At 43.9% G+C, this 23,437-nt stretch carries 22 protein-coding genes; 9 read left to right on the top strand and 13 right to left on the bottom strand.

Annotation, left to right across the window (positions count from 1 at the left end; translation table 11 throughout):
* Positions 1 to 327 precede the first annotated feature (327 nt).
* Entirely contained in the window at positions 328 to 864 is a 537-nt protein-coding gene (locus HG263_RS12735; protein ID WP_171626467.1) for a gamma carbonic anhydrase family protein, read from the top strand.
* Here HG263_RS12735 and HG263_RS12730 read toward each other — a convergent pair.
* Together HG263_RS12730 and aroE are read right to left on the bottom strand one after the other, a co-directional pair.
* The gene (locus tag HG263_RS12730) at positions 847 to 1,089 is read right to left on the bottom strand and encodes a DUF1488 family protein (protein ID WP_171626453.1); all 243 of its coding nucleotides are present in this window, start codon (positions 1,087 to 1,089) and stop codon (positions 847 to 849) included. The genes HG263_RS12735 and HG263_RS12730 overlap by 18 nt on opposite strands.
* Positions 1,090 to 1,911 (bottom strand): shikimate dehydrogenase, encoded by an 822-nt coding sequence (gene aroE, locus HG263_RS12725; protein WP_171626452.1) that lies wholly within the window; start codon positions 1,909 to 1,911, stop codon positions 1,090 to 1,092. It abuts the gene before it with no gap.
* 26 nt (positions 1,912 to 1,937) lie between these two features.
* On the opposite strand from aroE, the gene HG263_RS12720 reads away from it, so the two are divergent.
* Together HG263_RS12720 and HG263_RS12715 are read left to right on the top strand one after the other, a co-directional pair.
* Entirely contained in the window at positions 1,938 to 2,387 is a 450-nt protein-coding gene (locus tag HG263_RS12720; protein WP_171626451.1) for a group II truncated hemoglobin, read from the top strand.
* Between the two features lie 94 nt (positions 2,388 to 2,481).
* Positions 2,482 to 4,089 carry a methyl-accepting chemotaxis protein gene (locus HG263_RS12715; RefSeq protein WP_171626450.1) on the top strand — a complete coding sequence of 536 codons (1,608 nt, stop codon included), beginning with the start codon at positions 2,482 to 2,484 and terminating at the stop codon, positions 4,087 to 4,089.
* Positions 4,090 to 4,177: 88 nt separating this feature from the next.
* Here HG263_RS12715 and hemF read toward each other — a convergent pair whose 3' ends face one another.
* The 6 genes from hemF to HG263_RS12685 form a co-directional block, all read right to left on the bottom strand.
* Positions 4,178 to 5,092 carry an oxygen-dependent coproporphyrinogen oxidase gene (gene hemF, locus HG263_RS12710; protein WP_171626449.1) on the bottom strand — a complete coding sequence of 305 codons (915 nt, stop codon included), beginning with the start codon at positions 5,090 to 5,092 and terminating at the stop codon, positions 4,178 to 4,180.
* Between the two features lie 8 nt (positions 5,093 to 5,100).
* Positions 5,101 to 5,670: an L-threonylcarbamoyladenylate synthase type 1 TsaC gene (tsaC, locus tag HG263_RS12705; RefSeq protein WP_171626448.1), complete on the bottom strand. Its 570-nt coding sequence runs from the start codon at positions 5,668 to 5,670 to the stop codon at positions 5,101 to 5,103.
* A complete protein-coding gene (locus HG263_RS12700) occupies positions 5,663 to 6,238 on the bottom strand; it encodes a DNA topoisomerase family protein (RefSeq protein ID WP_171626447.1) in 576 nt (191 codons plus the stop codon). The genes tsaC and HG263_RS12700 overlap by 8 nt, the downstream gene beginning before the upstream one ends.
* An 82-nt stretch (positions 6,239 to 6,320) precedes the next feature.
* A complete protein-coding gene (locus HG263_RS12695; protein WP_171626446.1) occupies positions 6,321 to 6,794 on the bottom strand; it encodes a DUF494 family protein in 474 nt (157 codons plus the stop codon).
* 2 nt (positions 6,795 to 6,796) lie between these two features.
* Positions 6,797 to 7,888: a DNA-processing protein DprA gene (gene dprA, locus HG263_RS12690; protein ID WP_171626445.1), complete on the bottom strand. Its 1,092-nt coding sequence runs from the start codon at positions 7,886 to 7,888 to the stop codon at positions 6,797 to 6,799.
* Between the two features lie 26 nt (positions 7,889 to 7,914).
* The gene (locus HG263_RS12685; protein WP_171626444.1) at positions 7,915 to 9,039 is read right to left on the bottom strand and encodes a LysM peptidoglycan-binding domain-containing protein; all 1,125 of its coding nucleotides are present in this window, start codon (positions 9,037 to 9,039) and stop codon (positions 7,915 to 7,917) included.
* A gap of 119 nt (positions 9,040 to 9,158) precedes the next feature.
* Here HG263_RS12685 and def point away from each other — a divergent pair, with 119 nt between their 5' ends.
* From def to trkA, 4 genes are read left to right on the top strand one after another with little or no spacing between them, the layout of a single operon-like run.
* Positions 9,159 to 9,665: a peptide deformylase gene (gene def / locus HG263_RS12680; protein WP_171626443.1), complete on the top strand. Its 507-nt coding sequence runs from the start codon at positions 9,159 to 9,161 to the stop codon at positions 9,663 to 9,665.
* Between the two features lie 47 nt (positions 9,666 to 9,712).
* Positions 9,713 to 10,657 (top strand): methionyl-tRNA formyltransferase, encoded by a 945-nt coding sequence (fmt, locus tag HG263_RS12675; protein WP_171626442.1) that lies wholly within the window; start codon positions 9,713 to 9,715, stop codon positions 10,655 to 10,657.
* Positions 10,657 to 11,943 carry a 16S rRNA (cytosine(967)-C(5))-methyltransferase RsmB gene (rsmB, locus tag HG263_RS12670; RefSeq protein WP_171626441.1) on the top strand — a complete coding sequence of 429 codons (1,287 nt, stop codon included), beginning with the start codon at positions 10,657 to 10,659 and terminating at the stop codon, positions 11,941 to 11,943. The genes fmt and rsmB overlap by 1 nt, the downstream gene beginning before the upstream one ends.
* Positions 11,944 to 11,952: 9 nt before the next feature.
* Positions 11,953 to 13,329 carry a Trk system potassium transporter TrkA gene (trkA, locus tag HG263_RS12665; protein WP_171626440.1) on the top strand — a complete coding sequence of 459 codons (1,377 nt, stop codon included), beginning with the start codon at positions 11,953 to 11,955 and terminating at the stop codon, positions 13,327 to 13,329.
* Positions 13,330 to 13,395: 66 nt separating this feature from the next.
* Here trkA and HG263_RS12660 read toward each other — a convergent pair whose 3' ends face one another.
* From HG263_RS12660 to HG263_RS12640, 5 genes are all read right to left on the bottom strand, one after another.
* On the bottom strand, positions 13,396 to 14,070 hold the full coding sequence (locus HG263_RS12660; RefSeq protein WP_171626439.1) for a flagellar brake protein: 675 nt from the start codon (positions 14,068 to 14,070) through the stop codon (positions 13,396 to 13,398).
* A 124-nt stretch (positions 14,071 to 14,194) separates the two neighbouring features.
* Positions 14,195 to 15,646, bottom strand: coding sequence for a TrkH family potassium uptake protein (locus HG263_RS12655; RefSeq protein ID WP_171626438.1), 1,452 nt, complete (start codon positions 15,644 to 15,646; stop codon positions 14,195 to 14,197).
* A gap of 48 nt (positions 15,647 to 15,694) precedes the next feature.
* The gene (locus HG263_RS12650; RefSeq protein ID WP_171626437.1) at positions 15,695 to 16,309 is read right to left on the bottom strand and encodes a YigZ family protein; all 615 of its coding nucleotides are present in this window, start codon (positions 16,307 to 16,309) and stop codon (positions 15,695 to 15,697) included.
* 66 nt (positions 16,310 to 16,375) lie between these two features.
* Positions 16,376 to 17,698, bottom strand: coding sequence for a Xaa-Pro dipeptidase (gene pepQ, locus HG263_RS12645; protein WP_171626436.1), 1,323 nt, complete (start codon positions 17,696 to 17,698; stop codon positions 16,376 to 16,378).
* Between the two features lie 119 nt (positions 17,699 to 17,817).
* Positions 17,818 to 19,704 (bottom strand): transglycosylase SLT domain-containing protein, encoded by a 1,887-nt coding sequence (locus tag HG263_RS12640; RefSeq protein ID WP_171626435.1) that lies wholly within the window; start codon positions 19,702 to 19,704, stop codon positions 17,818 to 17,820.
* 272 nt (positions 19,705 to 19,976) lie between these two features.
* Here HG263_RS12640 and fadB point away from each other — a divergent pair, with 272 nt between their 5' ends.
* On the top strand, positions 19,977 to 22,139 hold the full coding sequence (fadB, locus tag HG263_RS12635) for a fatty acid oxidation complex subunit alpha FadB (protein ID WP_171626434.1): 2,163 nt from the start codon (positions 19,977 to 19,979) through the stop codon (positions 22,137 to 22,139).
* A 10-nt stretch (positions 22,140 to 22,149) separates the two neighbouring features.
* Positions 22,150 to 23,322: an acetyl-CoA C-acyltransferase FadA gene (gene fadA / locus HG263_RS12630; RefSeq protein WP_171626466.1), complete on the top strand. Its 1,173-nt coding sequence runs from the start codon at positions 22,150 to 22,152 to the stop codon at positions 23,320 to 23,322.
* Positions 23,323 to 23,437 lie beyond the last annotated feature (115 nt).

Genomic DNA, 23,437 nt, shown 5'->3' with positions numbered 1-23,437 from the left:
ATTCCCATTTTTTTGTCAACACTTAATTTTAAGAAGTTTTAAATTTAAGTTTTACTCGACGCTGACTCGTTGTTGCTTTGCTTATTCAGCGTAGCGCTCCGTGTCAGTGGGGTCGCATTATAGGGCGGCGAATTAAAAGCGCAAGCGGTTTTTGCAGAATTTTTGAAGAAAAGTGATGAAAATAGGTTGTTCGCGCAATTTTCGAGCGAAAAGGCTACTTTTGATAACTTTACACCCATGAATGACCTAAATAGTATCCAAAATATAGCCTGTGGCTAATTTATTTTGAAAGCTCTACACTAGATAAAGAGTAAAGATAAGGTGGTTATTATGTTAAGAAGCTACAAAGGGGTTGTTCCTAACCTGGCCGAGGGCGTTTATGTCGATGAATCTGCAGTACTGGTTGGTGATATAACAATTGCCTCCGATAGTAGTATTTGGCCTTTAGTTGCGGCTAGAGGAGATGTGAATTACATCAAGATTGGTGCCAGAACCAACATACAAGATGGTTCAGTCCTACATTTAACTCGCGCTAGTAAAAGTAACCCAGATGGTTACCCTCTTGTTATTGGCGATGATGTAACGGTTGGCCATAAAGTGATGTTACACGGATGCAAGCTAGGTAACCGTATTCTCGTCGGTATGGGCGCCATTATTATGGATAATGTCGCCGTAGAGGACGATGTCATCATCGGTGGAGGAGCCTTAGTTCCGCCAAACAAGACGCTTGAATCGGGTTACTTGTACGTGGGAAGCCCAGTAAAGAAAGCCCGCCCTCTCACAGAAGATGAACTTACTTTTTTAAAGGTTTCAGCACAAAATTACGTACAACTGAAAAATGAGTATCTAGAGGAAGGACAGTAAAACACTGCCATCACTTTGGAAGTCTTCATCTTCTATAAGTTGTTCAGCCAACATTTCATAATCGAACTGCTTCGCTTTAAAGTGTGCTAACGCCTCTTCTTTTCCCATGGGAGGCGTTTCTATCCGACACTGTACCATCATGCCATTTACCATCGCAGAAAAGCAAAGTGTGCTAGGTTGACTCTCAACACTGACATCATCATTGAATAAAATACTTTGATTCATTTATATGGAGCCTTGTTTAAACTCATGAATAACTTGTGTAACATCTGGATGCTTATCACGCCAAACATAATAAGCTTCAGCCGCTTGCCCAATTAACATCCCCAACCCATCAAGCAACTTTGCGCTGCTATTATATGTGGCAACCCAATCCAGAAAACTGGTTTGCTGGTCACTATAAAACATATCATAAGCTAATACACAGGCTTGTATATGAACAGGGTCTATATTTGGCGTATCCCCTGATACACTTGAGGATGTAGAATTAATGACAATAGAAAAGTCTGCATTACTTATATTATCCAGCCCACAGCCAATCACATCACCATATTGACTAAACGCTTGCGCCAAAGTTTGCGCTTTGCTTTGTGTTCTGTTGGCAATCTCAATACTTGAGACGCCAGCTTGGATGAGTGGAAAAATGCAACCACGCGCTGCTCCGCCGGCACCTAACAGCAGTATCTTTGCGTTTTCTAATTGCGCACCTTGGCGAAGCAAATCAGCGACCAAACCTGCGCCATCGGTGTTATCTCCTAACAACAACCCTGCGTCAATACGCTTGAGCGTATTCACAGCTCCTGCCAACTTTGCACGCTCAGTCAGTTTATCGGCAAGCGAAAATGCCTCTTCTTTAAAAGGTAAAGTAACATTAGCACCTTTACCACCAGCTGCAAAAAACGCATCTATAGACTCTTTAAATCCATCTAAAGGTGCTAGAATCGCTTCGTAACTGATCAATTCACCATATTGCCTTGCAAAGGCTTGGTGGATCATCGGTGATTTAGAGTGTTTTATTGGGTGACCAAAAACCGCATATTTATCCATGTCTATGCCTAGAAGTTATTAAGTTTATGAAGCAGTTAATTAAACGCATCTTCAACAAAGATGCAAGCCAAGAAAATACCAACTCCCCCCCAACGCCTGAAAAAACACCTTATGAGATCATTGGCGGTGAATCCGGTGCCCGCGCTTTGGCTGACAGGTTTTATGACATTATGGCCAGCGACCCATATGCAAAGCCACTTTATGATATGCATCCACAACCATTAGATAGAATTCGACAAGTATTTTTCGAGTTTTTGTCTGGCTGGCTAGGTGGACCCGATCTATTTGTAGAAAAGTACGGCCATCCGAGACTAAGACAACGACATATGCCTTTCCCGATAGATCAAGCGCTTCGAGATCAGTGGATGCACTGTATGGACAAAGCCCTTGATTTAGAAATTGACAACCCATTGCTTCGTGAAGGGCTACGACACTCTTTGTCGCAACTTGCCAGCCATATGATCAATCAAGACTAAAGTAGCAGACTTACTTAAACGCTCTTTGCGCTAAGTCAAAATCTGGTTTTACCACTTTATTCATAATACGCATCTCATAACGGAGAATTGTGCGATGCGTGTGACTTCTATTCAACATAAAATTTATGCCTTACTTGCGGTAACTGGTATTTTAGTATTAGTAGCCAGTATTCTAAGCAGTTCAAGCCAACAACAGCAATTGGCGCAAGAAACTGTGTCAGAAAATATTCGTTTATTGGCAGACAACTATTTTGACTCTATCAATACTATGATGCTTACAGGCACCATGGCTAACAGAGAAATTCTAAGCCAAAAACTCAGAGCACATCCAAATATTGAAGATGCCCATATTATTCGAGGCTCACAAGTCGTGAAAATTTATGGCGCGGGCAATACAAATCAATCTCCCAATGGAGATGCAGAACTTCAAGCGCTAAATGGCAAAGAGTCTTTGTTTATAGAAACGCGCGGCGATTCGCGCGTAATGACATACTTACGACCCATGGTAGCCAAAGCTGATTACAAGGGCACCAACTGCTTGGGTTGTCACCAAGCACAAGAAGGTGATGTACTAGGCGTGGTCAAAATTAGCTATTCATTGGATGATATTGATTCCAGTGTACAAACCAATACTTGGCTAAGCACCGCGTTATTAACAGGGATTTTTGTCGTAACATTTGTGATTTTGGGCACGCTCTTTCGAAAGCTGTTTATTACACGCCTAAAAACGTTGGGCCGCACCATGCGACTTGCTTCGCAAAATAAAGATTTAAGCCTGCGTATAGACGATAACATTGACGATGAGCTGGGTCGCTTAGCCATTAACTACAATAAGATGATGGCGTCATTCAAAGATAACATCGGCCAAGTATCACATACTTCAAAAGTGCTGATTCAATCCGCCGAAACTATCTACACTTCAGCTGATACAACCGAGCGCGCTATTTTACAACAAAAGCAAGGTACTGACTCTGTTGCAGCCGCAATAAATGAGCTGGAGTGCTCATCCAGTGAAGTTAAGAACACCACGCACTTTGCATCAGAAAAATCAGATAGTAGTAATCATCTTGCCGAAGAAAGCATGGCTGTCGCTGAGCGTACCGAGCAAAGTATTAATCAACTGGCGCAAGACGTACGCCAAGCAGCAACACAGGTAAGCCAACTGCAAACACAAACACTAGAGGTAGGAAAAGTACTTGAAGTGATCAGCAGCATTGCAGAACAAACCAACCTACTAGCACTGAATGCCGCTATCGAGGCTGCTCGTGCGGGCGAAGCTGGTCGCGGCTTTGCAGTGGTCGCAGATGAAGTGCGTACGCTTGCAACTCGCACTCATGACTCTACAGATGAAATAAAGCGCACCATTGATAAACTGCAAAGCGAAGCTGAGCAAACCGTAAAAGCCATGAGCGCATCATGCGAAGAAGCAGATGATAGAGCTGCACAGGTAAAGCAAGTTGCACAAGCGCTGAAAAACATTTCCAACCAGATGCACGAAATAAACGACTTAAACGTACAAATAGCTGATGCAACTGAGCAACAAAACTTAGCCGCTGAAGAGATAAATCAAAGTGTTATCGCGATAAGAGATAATGCAGAGCAATCTTTGGTTGATGCTCATGGTAGTAAGCAAGTAAGTGAAGAGCTACTTTCTCTTGCTCGCTCTTTAGACGAGCAAGTAAGAAGCTTTAAACTCGATTGAATAACCTCGGTTCTGAATAAACGAATCTAATTGAAAAAGAATTGTTATGCTGTGTTTCAGGTGCCCCGTGGGCACCTTTTTTATATGGCTAGAGGGCAAGCCAGTTTCGTGGTTGCAAATAGAAATCATACAGCTTGGCTTCTGGGCTATCCGCAGCTGGTGTGAAGTTATATTCCCAACGCGCAAGAGGTGGCATCGACATCAAGATAGACTCTGTACGCCCCCCTGTTTGCAAGCCAAATAGCGTGCCTCTGTCCCATACTAAGTTAAACTCAACATAGCGGCCACGGCGATAAAGCTGGAATTGACGCTCGTGCTCGGTGAATGCGGTATCTTTGCGACGTTCAATGATCGGTAAATATGCATCTAAAAAGCCGTTGCCAACTGCCTGCATAAACGCAAAGCTCTTTTCAAAGCCCCATTGATTTAAATCATCAAAAAACAAGCCTCCCACACCGCGCGTCTCACCACGATGTTTTAGGTAAAAATAGTCATCACACCATTTTTTGTAATCATCATATACTTGCTCACCAAAGGGTATACACAAGTCTTTGGCTACTTGGTGCCAATGCTTAACATCATCTAGTACAGGATAAAATGGGGTAAGGTCGAAACCACCTCCAAACCACCAAATTGGCTCTTCGCCTTCTTTTTCAGCAATAAAAAAGCGCACATTAGCGTGACTAGTTGGGATATGTGGGTTCTTGGGATGAATAACCAATGATACACCACAGGCATGAAAGCTACGACCTGCAAGCTCTGGACGATGTGCAGTAGCAGAAGCTGGCATTGACTCACCATAAACATGTGAGTAGTTTACTCCGCCTTGTTCAATAACCGCACCGTCTGTAATAACACGTGTGCGTCCACCGCCACCTTCTTCGCGTTGCCATGCATCTTCAACGAATTTGGCTTGGCCATCCGCTTGTTCTAACCCAGCACAGATAGCATCTTGTAATGACAGTAAAAACGCTTTAACCGTTTCTAAATTCACCTTGCTCATAGTTGTGATTAATTCCCTCGAATAACTGCACCCGTAAGTGCATGTTTAATTTGACTTGGTGCAGCATGGCCACCGAGCTTCCCCTGCACATAGCAATCCACCTGTTCATGAAAAGTATGGCGAGCTTCACCTATAGACATCACAGGCTCTTCACCCGATAAGTTGGCACTGGTTGATACCAGTGGCTTACCAAACAACTTACTTAGCGCCTTACACTCTGGATGAGCTGTTATGCGAATAGCAATCGAATCATGCTCTCCTGTCAACCATTTAGGTGTTGACGCTTTTGCAGGCAATAACCAAGTTATTGCACTTGGCCAAGATGAAAACAAATCTGTACGCTTATCCATTGGTATTTTCGCATCATCAACGTAAGGCAAACATTGACCATAATTGTCGGCCAACAAAATAAGCCCCTTACTTGCATCTCTTTGTTTGATAGCAAGTAATTTATTCACTGCTTCTTGATTATCTGGGTCGCAACCTAATCCATATACTGCTTCGGTTGGGTAGCAAATCACACCACCAGCTCTGAGTACTTGGCATGCTTCATCTAGGTTGTTGGGGGGGTTACTCACTTTCACTCTCAATTTTATGCTGACAAGCCTTTTGTGGGCATTGTAGCACAGCTTTTCCTGCACGTTGTTTTTGCAGCATTACTCCCCAATCACACGCGGGGCAACGGTGTGCAACGGGCTGTTGGTTAAGGCTGTACTTGCATTGAGGGTATCGATCACAAGAATAAAAGAACTTACCATATTTGTTTTTGCGTTTTGTCAATGAACCTTTTTGGCATTTAGGGCAATCGACAGCTTGCTCAGCTTCATCGTCTTGTTCATCATGGGCAATGTAATGACACTGAGGGTAGCCAGTACAACCAATAAACATGCCATACCTTCCATTGCGGATCACAAGCGGTTCACCACACTCTGGGCATGGAGAATCATCAAGTACTTTAATATCATGATTATCGTGTTGTGTAAGTGCTCTAATGTAATGACACTGAGGGTAACTGGCGCAGCCCAGAAATGGCCCATTTTTGCTGTGCTTCATGACTAGCTCAGAGCCACATTCGGGGCAAACTTCATACTCTTTTTCTAACGCATGATGATCCGCGTTAAACAAAGAATGGTCAATCTTACTCATAATACCTTTCTAGCCCAGCGTACAAATTTGCGCCTAATATAACCGCCATGGTTTTGGGGTCAAGAGATGAGCCCAAAAATAATCAATGTAAATACCCACCTGGTTCATCGAATATCAGATCTTCCATTTGTGCGTAGGCCTGTTCTTTACCTGGAACATTAAACAGCACCATTAAAATTACCCACTTTAAATCTTCCAAGCCAATGATTGGTTTTTCCAACGCAAACAAACGATCGATCACCATTTCACGAGTAATAGAGTCAATCACACCTACTTGCTCAACAAACATTAAAAAGCCGCGACACTCTACGTCCAACATTTGGCACTCCTGCTCGGTGTAAATGCGGATCGCGCTATCAGCTTTGCTGTTTAGATAGGGAATTTCGTCACTGTGCTGCAAGTCAGCTAGTTGCTCTAGCCAATCAAGCGCTTTGTAGATTTCTTCTTGATTAAACCCTGCCCTGAGCAATTCATCAGTTAACTCATTTTGCTCAACAAAGATATCCGCTTCACTGTGGATATAGTTCTCAAATAGATACATTAGGATATCAAACATGATTAACCCCTCGCTAATTTAATGTAGCCGTCTAAGACGCGTTCTACTTTATCTTCAAGCTCTAGGTCCAATAAACGTGCAGTTACGCGATCTACTGGCCACTGGGTCCTTTGCGTTAAGGTATCTATCGAAGTAACCTCAAAGCCAAGGTTTTGCAATATTGGGCAGTCCTCCTGTGGTGAGTCATTTTTTATCACGCTCTCTATACTATATAGACCGTTTTGGGACAAAAAGCTCACATCTTCAATGATATCTTCTACGCATTCAGTTAACTTTGCTCCTTGCTTTAGCAAGTAATGGCACCCTTGTGCCAATGGATTTTTAATTGAACCAGGCACGGCAAAAACGTCACGGTTTTGCTCCAATGCATACCTTGCAGTTATCAGCGAACCACTTTTTATCTCGGCTTCAACCAGCACAACACCTAAAGATAACCCAGAGATAATTCGGTTGCGACGCGGGAAATGGTTTGCTTGCGGCCCACATCCAGGCAAAAATTCACTGACTAGCAACCCCCGTTCACACACTTGCTGATATAGCAAGTTATGGCGCTTAGGATAGATAATATCAACCCCTGTACCTAAGACTGCTATCGTGGCGCCATCATGAGCTAACGCCCCTTTATGGGCTGCACCATCTATACCGCGCGCCAACCCCGACGTTACCGTCAGACCCGCCAAATTTAACCGATAAGCAAAATCAGACGCTATTTCCAACCCTGTGGCTGTGGCACTGCGACTGCCAACAATGGCGATTTGCGGCTCGGTGAGTAACGCAGTGTTTCCCTTGCAAAATAAAATTAAAGGCGCACTGGCTATTTCTCTAAGTAAGGATGGGTAACGATTGTCAAAATAACTGATAATGGCTATTCCTTGCTGCTTGCAACGCTCTTCGATACGCTGTAAATAGCCCCAATCGATACTGCATAACTGCTGAGCTAGCGCATCACTTAAGCCAAGCTGTTTGAGCTCTTTCAAGGATAGTTTAAATAATGATGACAAATCACACTTCATCTGAAGTGCATCAATGGTTGCGATACCAATACCTTTGCAAGTATGTAGCGCCAAGCTATGTAATATTGATAAGTATTTCATGCTCCCTCCTTAGAGCATTCGAGCGACTAGTTCACGCTAACGCTATCTCCAACTCTTATTGGCTGTGTCGCATCGGTAACTAGCGCATAACTGACTTTGTCGTAGACCTTAAACACCATTAGCTCTCCGACTTTCTCCTCAGGCATAGTCCAAACCACGCTGTTATCTGTGTTTTCAGTACCAAATAATTCCCTAACGCTTTTTGTAAACTTCTCTAAGCTATTGGCATCTTCAACATAACGAGGCCCTTTATTGCCTTCAATAACTGTAGGTGAGCGTTTATTAATATCAAGTATATGACCTTCTTTGAGTTGTTGTTCTTTTCCGATATTAAGAATTACCACTGAGGTAGCACCAAATTCCCTTAACTTATTATCACTGGCGATAATAGTGCCGTTAACCTCTTGCGACGGTCGCAACATGTTAAATTGAACAGAAAAGCTATGCCCTTTTGAAAGCGGCATTAATATATCGCTTGCTTTTATTTCTCGTTTTGCTGACTCAACGCGTACTTTTGCCGGAGCGCCTTGCGCAAGATTACCCTCAGCTAGCACTCTAGCAGTCCCCACTAAACGCACTTCATACGCTAATATTTCGGTCGATTTGGGGTCGAGGTATGGGTCACCAATGTTATAAATGCCGTAGTGTGTATATTGTTCAAGGTCGCCTTTTACATATAGTACGTGCCCTTGAGTTGCCAACTTCACGTTATAGTTTGCCCCCAAAACATATGGATGACCCTTTAAGTCTTGCTCACTTAAAGCCTGTTCAAACGCAATTAATGGCTCAATTAACGCCATTGGTAAAGTTGGGATAGCCGTACTTTTTTGTACTGTCACGCGCGCCACCGGAGAGAGCTTTTTAACCCCCTTATCCAGTAATAGTAACGGCAGCCCTTGCGAGTCAAACTGTAATTTTAGGACATCCCCAGGATAAATTAGGTGAGGGTTGCTTAGTTGTGGATTTTGCTGCCAAAGCATTTGCCATTGCCACGGAGATGATAAATACAGCTTAGAAATATCCCATAAAGTGTCACCGTCTTTGACGGTATATTGAATGGGAGCATCACCTTTTACAGTAAGGGTTTCCTGTGCAAAGGCAGAAAAAGCAATACAAGTTGCCATGATAAGCGCTGTAAATGAGTGTTTCATTATGGCTTCCTTGAGTTATTTTTCGATATTATCAACCAAAACCTGTTAAAGGGGAACGCGAATGGCTAAAATAAGAACATACAATATTTTGCATTTAAGCTTAACTATAAAAGGTAACCATGGCAAAGTTAGAAGTACTTAGATTTCCAGATGAGCGCTTGCGCACAGTTGCACAACCCGTTGTTGAAGTGAATGACGAAATTCGTCAAATAGTCAAAGACATGCTAGAAACCATGTATGATGAAAATGGCATTGGCTTAGCAGCAACTCAGGTTGATATTCACCAGCGCATCGTGGTAATTGATGTATCTGAAGAGCGTAATGAGCCACTGGTACTCATTAACCCAGAGATTGTGCGTAAAGAAGGTTCAACCACAAGTGAAGAAGGCTGTTTATCAGTACCGCACTCTTGGGCTAAAGTCGACCGCGCTGAAGAAATCACCGTGAAAGCACTCAATGAAAAAGGTGAAGAGTATAGCTATGATGCTGACGGCCTTTTAGCTATTTGTACACAACACGAACTAGATCACTTAATGGGTAAGTTGTTTATCGATTACTTATCGCCTTTAAAGCGTCAACGTATTCGTAAAAAACTTGAAAAAGAAGCAAAGTTTGCTGCTCGCTAGTAGCAAACTCTTTAACTCTCATCTCATAATTAATTTTGGATAGTTCAGTGACCAAGCCATTACGCATTGTATTTGCAGGTACGCCAGATTTTGCTGCGCGTCACCTCAGCGCCCTTATCGATTCACACCATGAAGTTGTAGCTGTATACAGCACACCAGACCGCCCAGCTGGTCGCGGCAAAAAGCTAAAAGCCAGCGAAGTAAAAATGCTGGCGCTGGAGCACAACTTGCCTGTTTACCAACCTGAATCGTTAAAAACACCACAAGCTCAAACTGAGCTAGCTGCATTAAATGCAGATGTAATGGTCGTTGTTGCCTATGGTGTATTGTTGCCAAAAGCGATTTTAGAAACACCTAAAATGGGCTGTTTGAATGTACATGGCTCGATTTTGCCTCGTTGGCGAGGTGCAGCCCCAATTCAACGCGCTTTGTGGGCTGGAGATGAGCATACCGGTGTCACCATCATGCAAATGGACGAAGGGTTAGATACAGGCGATATGTTACATATCGCAACCTGTCCAATTACAACTCAAGACACCAGTGCAAGCTTGTATGACAAACTAGCTCAGTTAGGACCTGTAGCCTTACTCGAGACACTTGAGCAACTAAGCAATGGCACAGCGGTGGCAACCAAACAAGATGATGCTCAAGCCAACTACGCAAAAAAACTACGCAAAGAAGAAGCTGATATTGACTGGCAAATGAGTGCAAAACAAATAGCGCTAAACATTCGCGCCTTCAACCCTTGGCCAGTGTGTTTTACGCAAATGCAAAATCAAACTGTAAAAATTTGGCAAGCAGAAGTTATTGATAGCCATGGAACCCCAGGCACAGTTCTGAGCAGTGACAAGGACGGCATAGTGATCGCATGTGCCGAACAAGCGCTAAAAATCACACAACTACAACCACAAGGTAAAAAACCGATGTCAGCGCAAGACTTTTTAAACGGCCGTGCCGATTGGGTAGCACCTGGTTCTAAGGTAGGTCACTAATGGCGAATGTGCGTGCGCTAGCAGCAGAAACTCTTTTTCAGGTCGTTGATAAAGGGCAGTCTTTAAGTACCCAACTTCCCTATGCAGCACAAAAGCTCAACCCTAAAGATAAAGCGCTGTTACAACAGATCTGCTATGGCGTACTGAGATACCTACCAACGCTTGAGCACTATTGTCAGCAATTACTTGACCAGCCACTCAAAGGAAAACGCAGAGTATTTCAGTTTTTGCTGTATGTCGGCATGTATCAGCTACAATATATGCGCACGCCAGAGCATGCGGCCGTTGCAGAAACCGTAAATGCACTGCAAAGCATGCGCGCACCTGGACTTAAAGCTCTAGTTAATGCGATTTTACGCACGTTTCAACGACAATTTACCGAGTTGCAAGACAGTGCCAACCGCATCCCTGTATGCCAATACAATCATCCAAGCTGGTTTATTAAAAAGTTGCAAGCCGCTTACCCGCAAAAGTGGCAAGATATTCTTGCGGCCAACCAAGAACAAGCACCTATGTGGCTACGAGTAAACAAAGCTCATTACAGCGTTGAAGAGTACAGTGAACTGCTAGATGAAGCTGGTATTGAACACTGCCTAGAACCTCATTTTGAAGATGGTATCGTGCTAGATAAACCATGCGATGTATATAGCTTACCAGGGTTTCGAGAAGGTGCCTGCTCGGTGCAAGATGCAGCGGCCCAACTCGCGGCTCGTTACCTTGCTCCACAAGATAATGAACGCATTCTAGATGCATGTGCGGCGCCTGGTGGCAAAACTTGTCATATATTAGAATTGGCCAACGCTAGTGTAGATGCTCTAGATGCAGACAGTAACCGCTTACTTAGAGTTGAAGAGAACCTCAAGCGACTCGAACTAAACGCACAGTGTATTCATGCAGATGCATCAGACCCTAGTAGCTGGTGGGATGGGATTGCGTACGACCGAATCTTACTAGACGTACCTTGCTCTGCTACTGGCGTGATTCGCCGCCACCCCGACATCAAGTGGTTGCGTCGCAACTCAGATATCGATGACTTAGCGCAGTTACAAAAGCAAATATTAAATAATATTTGGCCACTACTGAAACCCGGCGGTACATTGCTATATGCAACCTGTTCAGTTCTACCCACTGAAAACAGTGACCAAGTAGCGGCGTTTTTGCAAAGCACCGATGATGCGATACATCAACCTTTGCATGAAAACGACACCCCATCTTCTCCTGGATTGCAACTGCTGCCAGGCATAAGTGATGGCTTTTATTATGCAAAAATAACCAAACAACTATAAGTTACCAATATGAAAATCATCATCTTAGGCGCCGGTCAGGTTGGCGGAACACTCGCAGAAAACTTGGTTGGTGAGCAAAATGAAATCACGGTTGTTGATATTGATGGCGACAGATTACGTGAGCTTCAAGATAAGTACGATCTACAAGGTGTGACCGGTCACAGTGCACATCCAGATGTGCTTCGCCAAGCAGGCGCTGAAGATGCAGACATGATCATTGCAGTAACCAGCTCAGATGAAGTGAATATGATAGCCTGTCAGGTGGCGTACAGTATTTTTAATACCCCCACAAAGATAGCCCGTATTCGCTCTGAGCAATATTTAAAATATAAAGAAAAGCTATTCCAAAACGACGACCTACCTGTTGACCACTATATTGCACCCGAGCAGCTGGTCACTAAATACATCCGTCGCTTGATTGACTACCCGGGCGCATTGCAGGTACTGCAATTTGCCGATGGTATGCTGTCACTCGTAGCGGTAAAAGCCTATTATGGTGGTTTGCTGGTAGGTTATGCTCTGTCTGCCCTCAAAGAACACATACCTAATGTTGATACTCGAGTCGCGGCTATATATCGTCAAGGCAAAGCCATAAAACCGCTAGGTACAACCGTGATAGAAGCAGACGATGAAATCTTTTTTATCGCTGCAACCAAACACATTCGTGCCGTAATGAACGAATTGCAAAAGCTAGAGCGCTCGTACAAAAAAATAATGATTGCAGGTGGTGGTAATATAGGTGCAGGGCTAGCACGCTCTTTAGAGCGCAACCATAGCGTAAAATTGATAGAACGAAATCAGCAGCGCGCTACTCAACTATCCGAGATGCTTGATAACACCGTGGTGTTTTGTGGCGACGCATCAGATCAAGAGCTGCTCTCAGAGGAGCATATTGAACAAGTTGATGCTTTTATTGCCGTTACCAATGACGACGAAGCAAATATTATGGCCGCCATGCTTGCTAAACGCATGGGGGCACAAAAGACCATGGTACTTATTCAACGAGGTGCTTACGTTGACCTAGTACAAGGGGGTGAAATAGACATTGCGATATCACCTCAGCAAGCCACTATTTCAGCACTATTAACCCATGTGCGTCGTGGCGATATTGTCAATGTTTATTCATTGCGCAAGGGAGCTGCCGAAGCAATTGAAGCGGTTGCACATGGTGATGAAAACACCTCAAAAGTGGTTGGTCGAACTATCTCTGAAATAAAACTACCTGTAGGTACTACCATTGGTGCAATTGTACGTAATGATGAGGTATTAATAGCCCATGATGACACAGCAATCATGTCTGGCGACCATGTCATTATGTTTTTAATCGACAAACGTCAAATAAGCGTTGTTGAAAAGCTATTTCAGGTTAGCGCACTATTCGTCTAACATAATATTGGATAAGCGGTTTTTAAAACATACGGCAATGGTTCGCTTATCCGAACCTAACAGTTATCAGGTTGTATGCAATGCAGATAGGTCTATCAAGCATTGCTGCAATATCTGATCAACCTTCCCTTCATCTGCAATCAACTTAATGCCTATTAAAGTAATGTCATCTTGATGTGTGGTACTGCATACTTCTCCTGAAAGGCGAATTTGCTGCTTATTTTTGTCAGCAATAACAACATGGCAAGATTGATCATGATCGGGTAAGTCAAGCGCTGACTCAGGTAAACTAAATAGTAATCCAGTGCGAGAAAGGTCTTTTATCACCCCTTCACAACTAGAGCGCTGCGTCATCAGTGTTGCTGGGATCAAGGTTGGGATACGAACATGATGTCGTAAACATTGACTCTGAACTTGTTGAGGAGGATATAAAAAAATCAATTTAGTCGGTGTATACGCCACCGCTTTGATATCTGTTTTAAATGCAATAATTTGCCCGTCGCTGTGATCTGCAACCGCGCGAACAATCACAGTAGCACCCTCTTTGACATGGTCAACGGCTTGTCCTAACTGCTTTTGCTTAGGGTAGTTTAAGATGATGTATTGCCCTTCAAGGTAACCAATAAATTCCGTTTTTACACGTTTAGAATTCGCGGCTAGAAGGATCTCAAGGTCAATAACGCTGCCGACCGAAATCAACTCAATTTTTTGATACCCTGAAGAAGACTTACTTTTGAACATAGTCAGTGCCTAGAGCGCTATAAACCACATCCGTTAAGCTTAGAACAAATCTACAACGGTTGTTAAACAAAATTAGACTGGCGCTGCTTGATAAACAGCGCGTCAAATTTGCTGATAACTTTGCTTAGCCTCGCCAAAAGGTAGGTGTAAATAAAACCAGTAGCGTGAATATTTCTAGTCGACCAAACACCATAGCTACTGTGAGTATCCACTTTGCTGTATCGCTGATATCACCATAGTGTGCAGCAACTTCTCCTAGGCCGGGGCCTAGATTATTTAAACAAGCCGCGGTGGCTGAGAATGCAGTAATATTATCTAAACCCGTTCCAAGCAGTGCTATCATGATGATCACAAATACTAAAGCATAAGCCGAAAAGAACCCCCATACTGCTTCAACAACTTTATCAGGTAGGGCCTTGCGCCCTAACTTGATTGAGTAAATAGCACGAGGGTGAACTAAGCGGTTAAGCTCTCTCACACCTTGTAAGTACAGTAAAAACACCCTCACGACTTTCATGCCGCCGCCCGTTGAACCCGCACACCCCCCAATAAAGCTAGAAAAAATAAGTAAAATGGGTAAAAACAACGGCCAAGCTGAGAAATTGTCAGTCGCAAACCCTGCGGTTGTACTAATCGAAACAGCCTGAAACATCGCCTGATTAAGCGTTTCATCACCGTTACTATAGACTTGATTTGACGACAGTACAGCAAAGCAGATAACCACCAAAGCCAGCTGAATTAATAAAAAGACTTTAAATTCAGGATCGCGTAAGTATGTCCTGATATTACGACTCGACACTGCAGCATAGTGCAAAGAAAAGTTTATCCCTGCAATCAGTAAAAATATTACACAAATAATGTTGATCATGGGACTATCAAAGTGTCCCATTGATGCATCATAGGTGGAGAACCCACCAATAGCGATGGTTGAAAAGGCGTGGCATATGGCGTCAAACCACCCCATACCAGCAGCCCAATACGCAATCGTACAGGCAATCGTCAATGACACATAAATATACCACAGATGCTTTGCTGTATCGGCGATGCGCGGAGTCATCTTGGAGTCTTTTACTGGACCGGGCGTTTCAGCTCGATACAACTGCATACCACCCACACCGAGCATCGGTAACACAGCCACCGCCAAAACGATGATCCCCATACCGCCCAACCATTGCAACTGCTGACGGTAAAACAATACCGACTTAGGTAAGTACTCTATGCCCGTCAATACGGTGGCACCGGTGGTGGTTAGCCCAGAAAAGGCTTCAAATACCGCGTCTGCTAATGATAAATTGGGAGACTGTAAGAAAATCAGTGGCACCGAGGCGAAAAAGCCCAGTACTAACCAAAAAAGTACCACGATTAAAAAGCCCTCGCGCGCTTTTAAGTCGCCTTTTTCTTTGCGGTTTGGATAATAAGCGATTAAGCCAATTACGATGCTAAACACAAAAGCCAGTACAAATGGCACACCACCACCATCTTTATAAATTAAAGATACCAGCGCAGGAGGCACCATGGTGATGCTAAATAACGCTACCAATTGGCCCAGTATTTTTATTATGGTACGAAATTGCATGCCGCTTTTCGCTTATCTGTCGTTTAAAGTTATAGAATGTTGATTGTCTTACGCTTTGATTTTTAACTCAACCACACCATGCGTTAAATCCAAAATTTCTTGGCAAGCCTCAGCAGCCTGTCGGTGATCTATTTCAATTAGCCACTCAATCTCAGCACCATAGAGTTTGTCTATCGCCAATATCGTAAAGTGGCTATTAAGGTATTGCTCAATAATACCTTGCAAAGCATAGTCTGACTGACCTGTTAAGTGTATCGCAGGAATTTTTAAACTCGTTTGTAACTGCGCTAAAGCATTATTCAAGGTGCCACCGTATGCTCTCACTAAACCACCAGTACCAAGCTTTATCCCACCAAAGTAACGAGTGGTCACAGCAGTGATCTCTCCAAGCCCCGAGCCAATTAATACATTAAGCATGGGTTTCCCCGCAGTGCCATTCGGTTCACCATCGTCTGAGAATCCGTAAACATGGCTTCCTCCTGGCTGACCGGCAACATGCGCCCAACAATTATGGCGCGCATCAGGATATTGTTCGTTTATCTGCTTAATAAATGCCTTAGCGTCTTCGATGCTCGGGGTATGAGCAAGGTGCACAATGAAGGTGCTTTTCTTGATTTCTTCGTGATAACTTAACGCTGTTGATGGGATATGGTATTCAGACATGAATTTTTTAACGCCTTACAAACAAAAAAGGGAGCCTTATGCTCCCCTCAATCATACACCGAGAGTTTAGTCTAAGTCTAAATCACGGGTCATATTCTCAAGTCTGTCTTCGTGTACAATGATGTTATCTTCAATACGAATACCACCATATGGCTTAAATTGTTCAACCTTATCCCAGTTGATGTACTTTTTATTATCTGTTTGCGCTAAATCACCAAGCAGAGAATCTATAAAATAAAGACCAGGCTCAATGGTGAACACTTGCTTAGCTTCAATCTTTCTTGTGCAACGCAAGAATGGGTGACCTTCAGGTGGTGCTTGATGCGTGCCCGACTCATCAGCCAAAAAACCTCCCATATCATGCACTTGCAGACCTAAATGGTGACCCAAGCCATGTGGGAAGAAAGTAGACGTAATACCTTTTTCAAGAATATCTTGCGCAGGTAACTTAACAATATCAAAGTCTCTGAGTACCTGAGCAACTCTTGCATGGCAATCAATATGTAGCTCGCCGTATAGCTTACCTGGGCTGAGTGCTTTGCCAAGTTGAATTTGATGATCATTCATCACTTGAATTAACTCAGCAAATTCTCCTTGCTTTGCAAAGTCATAGGTACGTGTAATATCAGATGCATAACCGTTAAAGTTTGCCCCGGCATCAATCAAAAAAGAGTGATGTTGTTTTGGTGCTTTGCGCTCAAAGTGGGTGTAATGCAAAATCGCACAGTTTTCATTTAACGCCACAATATTGCCATATGGCGTGTCGTTTTCCATGTGCTCGGTTGCATTTAAGTAAGCTTGCTGAATAGCAAATTCAGAGCCGCCCGCATAAAACATATCACGGGCCGCCTTATGCCCAATTACCGCGATACGGTTTGCTTCACGCAAACAACTCAGCTCATATTGCGTTTTATAGGCACGGTGATAGTGAAAATAGTTCATAACAGGCTCAGGATTTACATTGGTAAAACCTAATGCCTGTGCCACCTCTAGGTATTCCCCAATATAGGCAAAATTAGCTTTATCGTAAGGAAGGAACTTTTCTACCTGATCTGGCTGAACCAACAGCTGTATATCAAAGTAATCCGCCCAAAAATCATTGGGTTCGTCTGGCACTTTGTGCCAAAAATCAACAGGACGGTAAAAAATCAACTTAGGCTTATCAACACCATTTACCACCACCCAACAATGCGGATTATCAATCACTGGCAACCACGCTTTAAACTGTGGATTAACCTTAAATGGATAGTACATATCATCTAAAAACTGACGCTTTGCTTGACCTGAGTGGATAACAAGGCCTTCTAGCCCTTCTTGATCGAGAATGGTTTTCGTGCGCTGTTGCAAAGTAGCAATGTGTTCAGCGTAATAGTGTGCTAATTGTTCCATGGTTAACCGTATTGTTGATTGTGATGATTTTGAGTCTAACACAAGCGAAAAAAAACAATCCAGCGAAGTCGCTAGATTGCCTTTTAACGAAGCGTCAAGCTGTGCATTATCTAATACACTTATCTCCCGATTTGCATATCCAGCAGTGGTGCCACAATGTTGCCCTCTCTACCTAAGCGGGTGTGATAAACCTGACGATAAGCAAACACGTTTTTCACATAATCACGAGTTTCTTGATAGGGAATAAGCTCTATCCATAGCTCTGCGGGCATAGCTTCATCCGGTAACCACTTTTTAATTCTATGGTATCCCGCATTATAAGAAGCCGTGGCAAGCATTTCGTTGCCATGGTTTTTCTTTTTCAAATAATCTAAGTAATCGCTGCCAAGGCGAATGTTGGTTGCAGGCTGCATCAGGTTGCGTTTTGCCACACGCTGCTTGCTGATATAGCGCGCAGTACTCGGCAGCAACTGCATTAAGCCATAAGCGTTGGCATGTGAGCGCGCATCTGGTGCAAATGAGCTTTCTCTACGTGCAATAGCAATACTCCATGCCATATCGATGTGGCTGCGTTTACTGTAACGACTAAAATGCTTTTCAAAAGCAAGTGGGAAACGCAGATCCACATAGTCCCATGCCTTAATTTGTGCCAAGGTATAAATGGTACTGTCGTACCAGTCTAGCTCGGCTGCCAAAATAGAGGCGGCTAATTTCTCGGCAACGCTTGAAGTATTGGTCAAATAATTCCATTCACGACGCGCCGATGTGTAACGCTCTAACTCATAAAGTGCTTTCGCGCGTTTAAATCCAGGGGCTTGTGATACCTTTGCCACTAGACTTGGTGGCACATCCAAAGACTTCTGGTTTAAAGAAATATCCAAACCTAATCGCCCAGCTGCTAAAAAACCGTAGTAGTCTCGCTCGCTGGCGATTTTCCGCCACAACTGTTCGGCTTTATCTTGCTCTCCTCGTTGCGCATAGCTATAGGCTAGCCAGTAGGTTTGCCCATGACTTAAATTGTCCATACCCGTAAATAGTGCAGCAATACCTGACCAGTCTTGCTCTTTGAGCATGTTGCTCATCATCCACTGACGCAACTTAGCGTCTTGATGTTCTGGTTTCACTTTGTTTAGCCAAAATTTCGCTTGGGAATGACCTTTGGACGCCAAAGCCAGTGCAAACCGATACGCAACGCTATCTCTTTGCTGCTCAGTGAAGTCAAACATGGTCTTTAACTTATCCCACGCTTTTAGTGCGAGCTTTTGGTCTCGCCATATTAAGCGACGCACACCATACACAGCAATTTGCGCCTCTTTGTCACTGCGCTTTTTATATCTATAAAGCCCTGCAGCCGCACTTGGATCGCGACGAACAGCGGTGTATAAGTCGGCTAAATAGGCTTCTTTTTGGGGAAGAAGAGTTTTTAGATAACGCAGTAAAGAAACCTGCCCCCCTTGTGCCGCCTTTGTTATGCGCTCCCACACATGTTCGGTAGTCAAATAACCAGCTTGTTGCCATGCATCAAAAATGGCATTACATGCACGAGGTTGAGACTTTCCCACTACCCATAGATTTGAAACCTGTTCTAATATGGCATTTCTAGGTGCACCCAAATCGAGCTGATACTGCAAGTAAGTGCACTGTAACTCCACATCACTGCTCGGCTCATAATAATCTATGAATAATGCTTTTTTACCGCGACGCTTTAAATATTTCAGCCAGCTTTCACGTACTGGCCACTCTAGCGGAGTACTTTGATAAACAGTCAAAAAGTGGGCGATTTGCTGTTCGTACTTAAGCCTTGGGTGACGTTCAAAAAATGCCATTTCTACATAAGGCTTAAGTGGGTGATCCAACTCGTTAAGTGCATTGGTAAACGCACTATAATTGCCTGACCAAGCGATTCTTTCTGCTTGTTTGAATGCCTCATGGTCACTGCTTGCAAAAGAAAACCAGCTCATAGCAGCCAAGCCAGTTGCAGCAACTTTTAAGATCCATGATTTCATATTGACCTTCGAATAATTAGTTGTCTTAAAATGTGTAAGATGGCTGTTAAGTCTACATCATCTTACAACCCAACTTATGCAGCAAAATCAGCATTTACTGACTAGGCTGTAAGTTCATAAAAAGAGACACAGCCACCATAACACCAATGCAAGCACTTTTTAAGATATGGGTAAACGCTGAGTAAATTTTTCATTGCATTTTTCATTTAAAGCGGCCAAACTGGGTGAAATAGCAACTCATCGTACCAGTGTAACTACACGGGAGAACAAGCATGTTATATAAAAGCGAGTCCTTTGTTGTTGATTTTTGCAAAGGCAAGATCGCTGAATTTAAGTTTTGTATGCCAGGCTCGGTAAACAAACTTTCTCAGCAAACCCTTAAAGAATGCGCCAACGCATTCAAAGAATTAAGCCAACGCGGCGACATCGACGCTATGGTATTCACCAGTGATAAAGAGCATTTCATTATTGGTGCCGACATCTTCGAATTTTTACCTACTTTCCAGCGTCCAGAAGAAGAACTAGTTGGTTGGATCAAAGATGCAACGGACGTTTTTGACGCCATTGAAGATTTACCTTTCCCAACCGCTTCTGCAATTCACGGCCTAGCCCTTGGCGGTGGCTGCGAATGGTTACTTGCAACAGACTTTCGTTTAGCAAGCACCACAGCCAAAATTGGCCTACCAGAGGTAAAACTCGGTATCATGCCAGGCTTCGGTGGTACCGTACGCTTGCCTCGCTTAATCGGCGCTGACAATGCGATGACTTGGATCACCACTGGTAAAGAAAATCGTGCAGACGAAGCACTTAAAGTAGGTGCAGTAGATGGTGTTGTTGCCCCAGAGAAACTACTTGATGGTGCAATTAGCGTACTTGAGCAGGCCGTGGCTGGCAAACTAGATTGGCGTGCTAAACGTCAAGTAAAACTAGCACCGTTAAAAATGAACCGCGTTGAACAAGGTATGAGCTTTGCAATGGCAGAAGGCATGGTGATGGGTAAAACCAAAGGCCATTACCCCGCTCCTGTGATGGCGGTTAAAACCATTCAAGCTGCTGCAAATGCAACGCGCGCCGAGGCGATGGCGATTGAAAACGCTAATTTTGCTAAACTGGCTAAAACCCCAGAAGCTGCAGCACAAACAGGTATCTTCTTAGCCGACCAATACATCAAAGGTGTGGCAAAGAAACAAGCCAAAGCCTCGACAGTTGACATCAAACAAGCGGCTGTTTTAGGTGCAGGCATCATGGGTGGCGGTATTGCTTACCAATCAGCGTATAAAGGCACGCCTATTGTCATGAAAGACATTAATCAAGCGGCGCTTGATTTGGGCATGAATGAAGCAGCAACCATTTTAGGTAAAAAAGTACACCGTGGCCATATGGGCATGGATAAAATGGTCGCAACTTTGGGTAAGATTAAGCCAACCCTTGAAGATCGTGACCTAGATCACGCTGATATCGTGGTTGAAGCGGTTGTTGAACACCCAAAAGTAAAACAAACTGTACTAGCAAGCCTAGAAGCTCAGCTACCTGAAGGTACTATTTTAACGTCAAACACATCAACCATTCGTATTGATGAATTAGCGTCTGCGTTAAAACACCCTGAGCACTTCTGTGGTATGCACTTCTTCAACCCAGTGCCAAAAATGCCCCTAGTTGAAATTATTCGTGGCGAAAAAACATCCGAAGCCACGATTAATGCTGTCGTTGATTATGCGTTAAAACTAGGAAAGTCTCCTATTGTTGTAAACGATTGCCCAGGGTTTTTCGTAAACCGCGTATTATTCCCTTACTTTGCCGGTTTCAGCCAACTTGTCGTTGAAGGTGCTGACTTTACGAAAATAGATAAGGTAATGGAGAATGTATTTGGTTGGCCAATGGGCCCTGCTTACCTGCTTGATGTAGTGGGTATCGATACTGCAAACCACTGTACAGGTGTGATGGCTGATGGCTTCCCCGAGCGTATGGCCCGTCAAGAAAAAGACCCTGTGGCTGTGCTTGCGCAAGCTGAGCGCTTTGGCCAGAAAAACAAAGTGGGCTTTTATCAATATGCACCAGATCGTAAAGGCCGCTTGAAAAAGTCAAAAGACGCCGCATCTGTAGAGTTATTAAGTTCAATTTGCGAAGCGAGCAAAGAGTTCGACAAACAAACCATTATCGAGCGTTGTATGATACCTATGCTGAACGAAGTACTACTTTGTTTACAAGAAGGTATCGTAGCTTCTGCACAAGAAGCAGACATGGCCCTCATTTATGGCATCGGCTTCCCACCATTTAGAGGCGGTGCGTTCCGCTATCTAGACCAAATAGGCTTAGCCAATTTTGTTGCAATGGCCGACAAGTATGCTCATCTAGGTGCTATTTATCAGGTATCAGAGCAAACCCGAGCATGGGCAAGCGAAGGTAAAGTGTTCTATTCAGTGGAGGGCCAGTAACATGTCAGCAATGCAACAAGCGGTTATCGTAGATTGTCTTCGCACCCCAATGGGCCGCTCAAAAAACGGTGTATTTAAAAATCGCCGCGCTGAAGACCTCAGTGCACATCTAATGAAAGGTTTACTAGATCGCAACCCAAGTGTAGACCCTGCATCTATTGATGATATTTATTGGGGCTGTGTACAGCAAACTCTAGAGCAAGGTTTTAACGTTGCGCGTAACGCGGCGCTTCTTGCGGGTATTCCTCACTCAGTGCCAGCAGTGACTGTAAACCGCTTATGTGGTTCATCAATGCAAGCGCTACATGACGCTGCACGCGCTATCATGACAGGTGCTGGTGATACTTACCTTATCGGTGGTGTTGAACATATGGGTCATGTGCCTATGACACACGGCGTTGATTTCCATCCAGGACTATCAACCTCTATTGCGCAAGCAGCAGGTGTGATGGGTTTAACGGCAGAATACTTAGCAACACTACATGGCATAAGCCGTGAACAGCAAGACCAATTTGCTTATCGCTCACATCAACGCGCACATGCTGCTACCGTTGAAGGCCGATTTGCAAAAGAGATCTTGCCTATGGAAGGCCATGACGAAAACGGCGTGCCTGTCTTAGTTGAGGATGACGAAGTGATTCGTCCAGAAACAACAGTAGAAGGTTTAAGCCAGCTACGTCCAGTATTCAACCCAGCATCAGGCACCGTTACGGCAGGTACATCATCGGCACTTTCTGATGGCGCATCAGCGATGTTAGTCATGAGTGAAAGCAAAGCAAAAGCGCTTGGCTTACCTATCCGCGCACGTATCAAGTCAATGGCTGTAGCCGGTTGCGATCCATCAATCATGGGTTATGGACCTGTGCCTGCAAGTAAAAAAGCCCTACAACAAGCTGGCATTACCATTGACGACATCGATGTTGCCGAGCTAAACGAAGCGTTTGCAGCACAGTCTTTACCCGTACTTAAAGATTTAGGCCTATTAGATGTGGCCGACGAGAAAGTTAACTTAAACGGTGGTGCAATCGCGTTAGGTCACCCGTTAGGTTGTTCTGGCTCACGTATCAGCACAACACTCATCAATCTGATGGAAGAAAAAAATGCCAAATACGGCTTAGCAACCATGTGTATTGGTTTAGGCCAAGGTATTGCAACCGTATTTGAGCGTGTTGAACACGATTAATCAATCCCCTAGCCAAGTGAGTTGTCTGCTTGGCTAACCCCAATTCAACTTGGTGACAAAGGTAAAGCAATTTTAGTTGCTTTGCCTTTTTTCTTGTCTTTTTGTCTACATCGGT

This window comes from Pseudoalteromonas caenipelagi (genome assembly GCF_013140855.1).
In the GTDB taxonomy this organism is placed as follows: Bacteria; Pseudomonadota; Gammaproteobacteria; order Enterobacterales; family Alteromonadaceae; genus Pseudoalteromonas; species Pseudoalteromonas caenipelagi.
This window is presented reverse-complemented; position numbering and strand designations above follow the sequence as displayed.

What these genes read in the sequence shown, in the direction of transcription:
- HG263_RS12730 (WP_171626453.1), bottom strand. Translation starts at nt 1,089, where the DNA reads ATGAATCAAAGTATTTTATTCAATGATGATGTCAGTGTTGAGAGTCAA.
- aroE (WP_171626452.1), bottom strand. Translation starts at nt 1,911, where the DNA reads ATGGATAAATATGCGGTTTTTGGTCACCCAATAAAACACTCTAAATCA.
- HG263_RS12720 (WP_171626451.1), top strand. Translation starts at nt 1,938, where the DNA reads ATGAAGCAGTTAATTAAACGCATCTTCAACAAAGATGCAAGCCAAGAA.
- HG263_RS12715 (WP_171626450.1), top strand. Translation starts at nt 2,482, where the DNA reads ATGCGTGTGACTTCTATTCAACATAAAATTTATGCCTTACTTGCGGTA.
- hemF (WP_171626449.1), bottom strand. Translation starts at nt 5,092, where the DNA reads ATGAGCAAGGTGAATTTAGAAACGGTTAAAGCGTTTTTACTGTCATTA.
- HG263_RS12700 (WP_171626447.1), bottom strand. Translation starts at nt 6,238, where the DNA reads ATGAGTAAGATTGACCATTCTTTGTTTAACGCGGATCATCATGCGTTA.
- HG263_RS12695 (WP_171626446.1), bottom strand. Translation starts at nt 6,794, where the DNA reads ATGTTTGATATCCTAATGTATCTATTTGAGAACTATATCCACAGTGAA.
- dprA (WP_171626445.1), bottom strand. Translation starts at nt 7,888, where the DNA reads ATGAAATACTTATCAATATTACATAGCTTGGCGCTACATACTTGCAAA.
- HG263_RS12685 (WP_171626444.1), bottom strand. Translation starts at nt 9,039, where the DNA reads ATGAAACACTCATTTACAGCGCTTATCATGGCAACTTGTATTGCTTTT.
- def (WP_171626443.1), top strand. Translation starts at nt 9,159, where the DNA reads ATGGCAAAGTTAGAAGTACTTAGATTTCCAGATGAGCGCTTGCGCACA.
- rsmB (WP_171626441.1), top strand. Translation starts at nt 10,657, where the DNA reads ATGGCGAATGTGCGTGCGCTAGCAGCAGAAACTCTTTTTCAGGTCGTT.
- trkA (WP_171626440.1), top strand. Translation starts at nt 11,953, where the DNA reads ATGAAAATCATCATCTTAGGCGCCGGTCAGGTTGGCGGAACACTCGCA.
- HG263_RS12660 (WP_171626439.1), bottom strand. Translation starts at nt 14,070, where the DNA reads ATGTTCAAAAGTAAGTCTTCTTCAGGGTATCAAAAAATTGAGTTGATT.
- HG263_RS12655 (WP_171626438.1), bottom strand. Translation starts at nt 15,646, where the DNA reads ATGCAATTTCGTACCATAATAAAAATACTGGGCCAATTGGTAGCGTTA.
- HG263_RS12650 (WP_171626437.1), bottom strand. Translation starts at nt 16,309, where the DNA reads ATGTCTGAATACCATATCCCATCAACAGCGTTAAGTTATCACGAAGAA.
- pepQ (WP_171626436.1), bottom strand. Translation starts at nt 17,698, where the DNA reads ATGGAACAATTAGCACACTATTACGCTGAACACATTGCTACTTTGCAA.
- HG263_RS12640 (WP_171626435.1), bottom strand. Translation starts at nt 19,704, where the DNA reads ATGAAATCATGGATCTTAAAAGTTGCTGCAACTGGCTTGGCTGCTATG.
- fadB (WP_171626434.1), top strand. Translation starts at nt 19,977, where the DNA reads ATGTTATATAAAAGCGAGTCCTTTGTTGTTGATTTTTGCAAAGGCAAG.
- fadA (WP_171626466.1), top strand. Translation starts at nt 22,150, where the DNA reads ATGCAACAAGCGGTTATCGTAGATTGTCTTCGCACCCCAATGGGCCGC.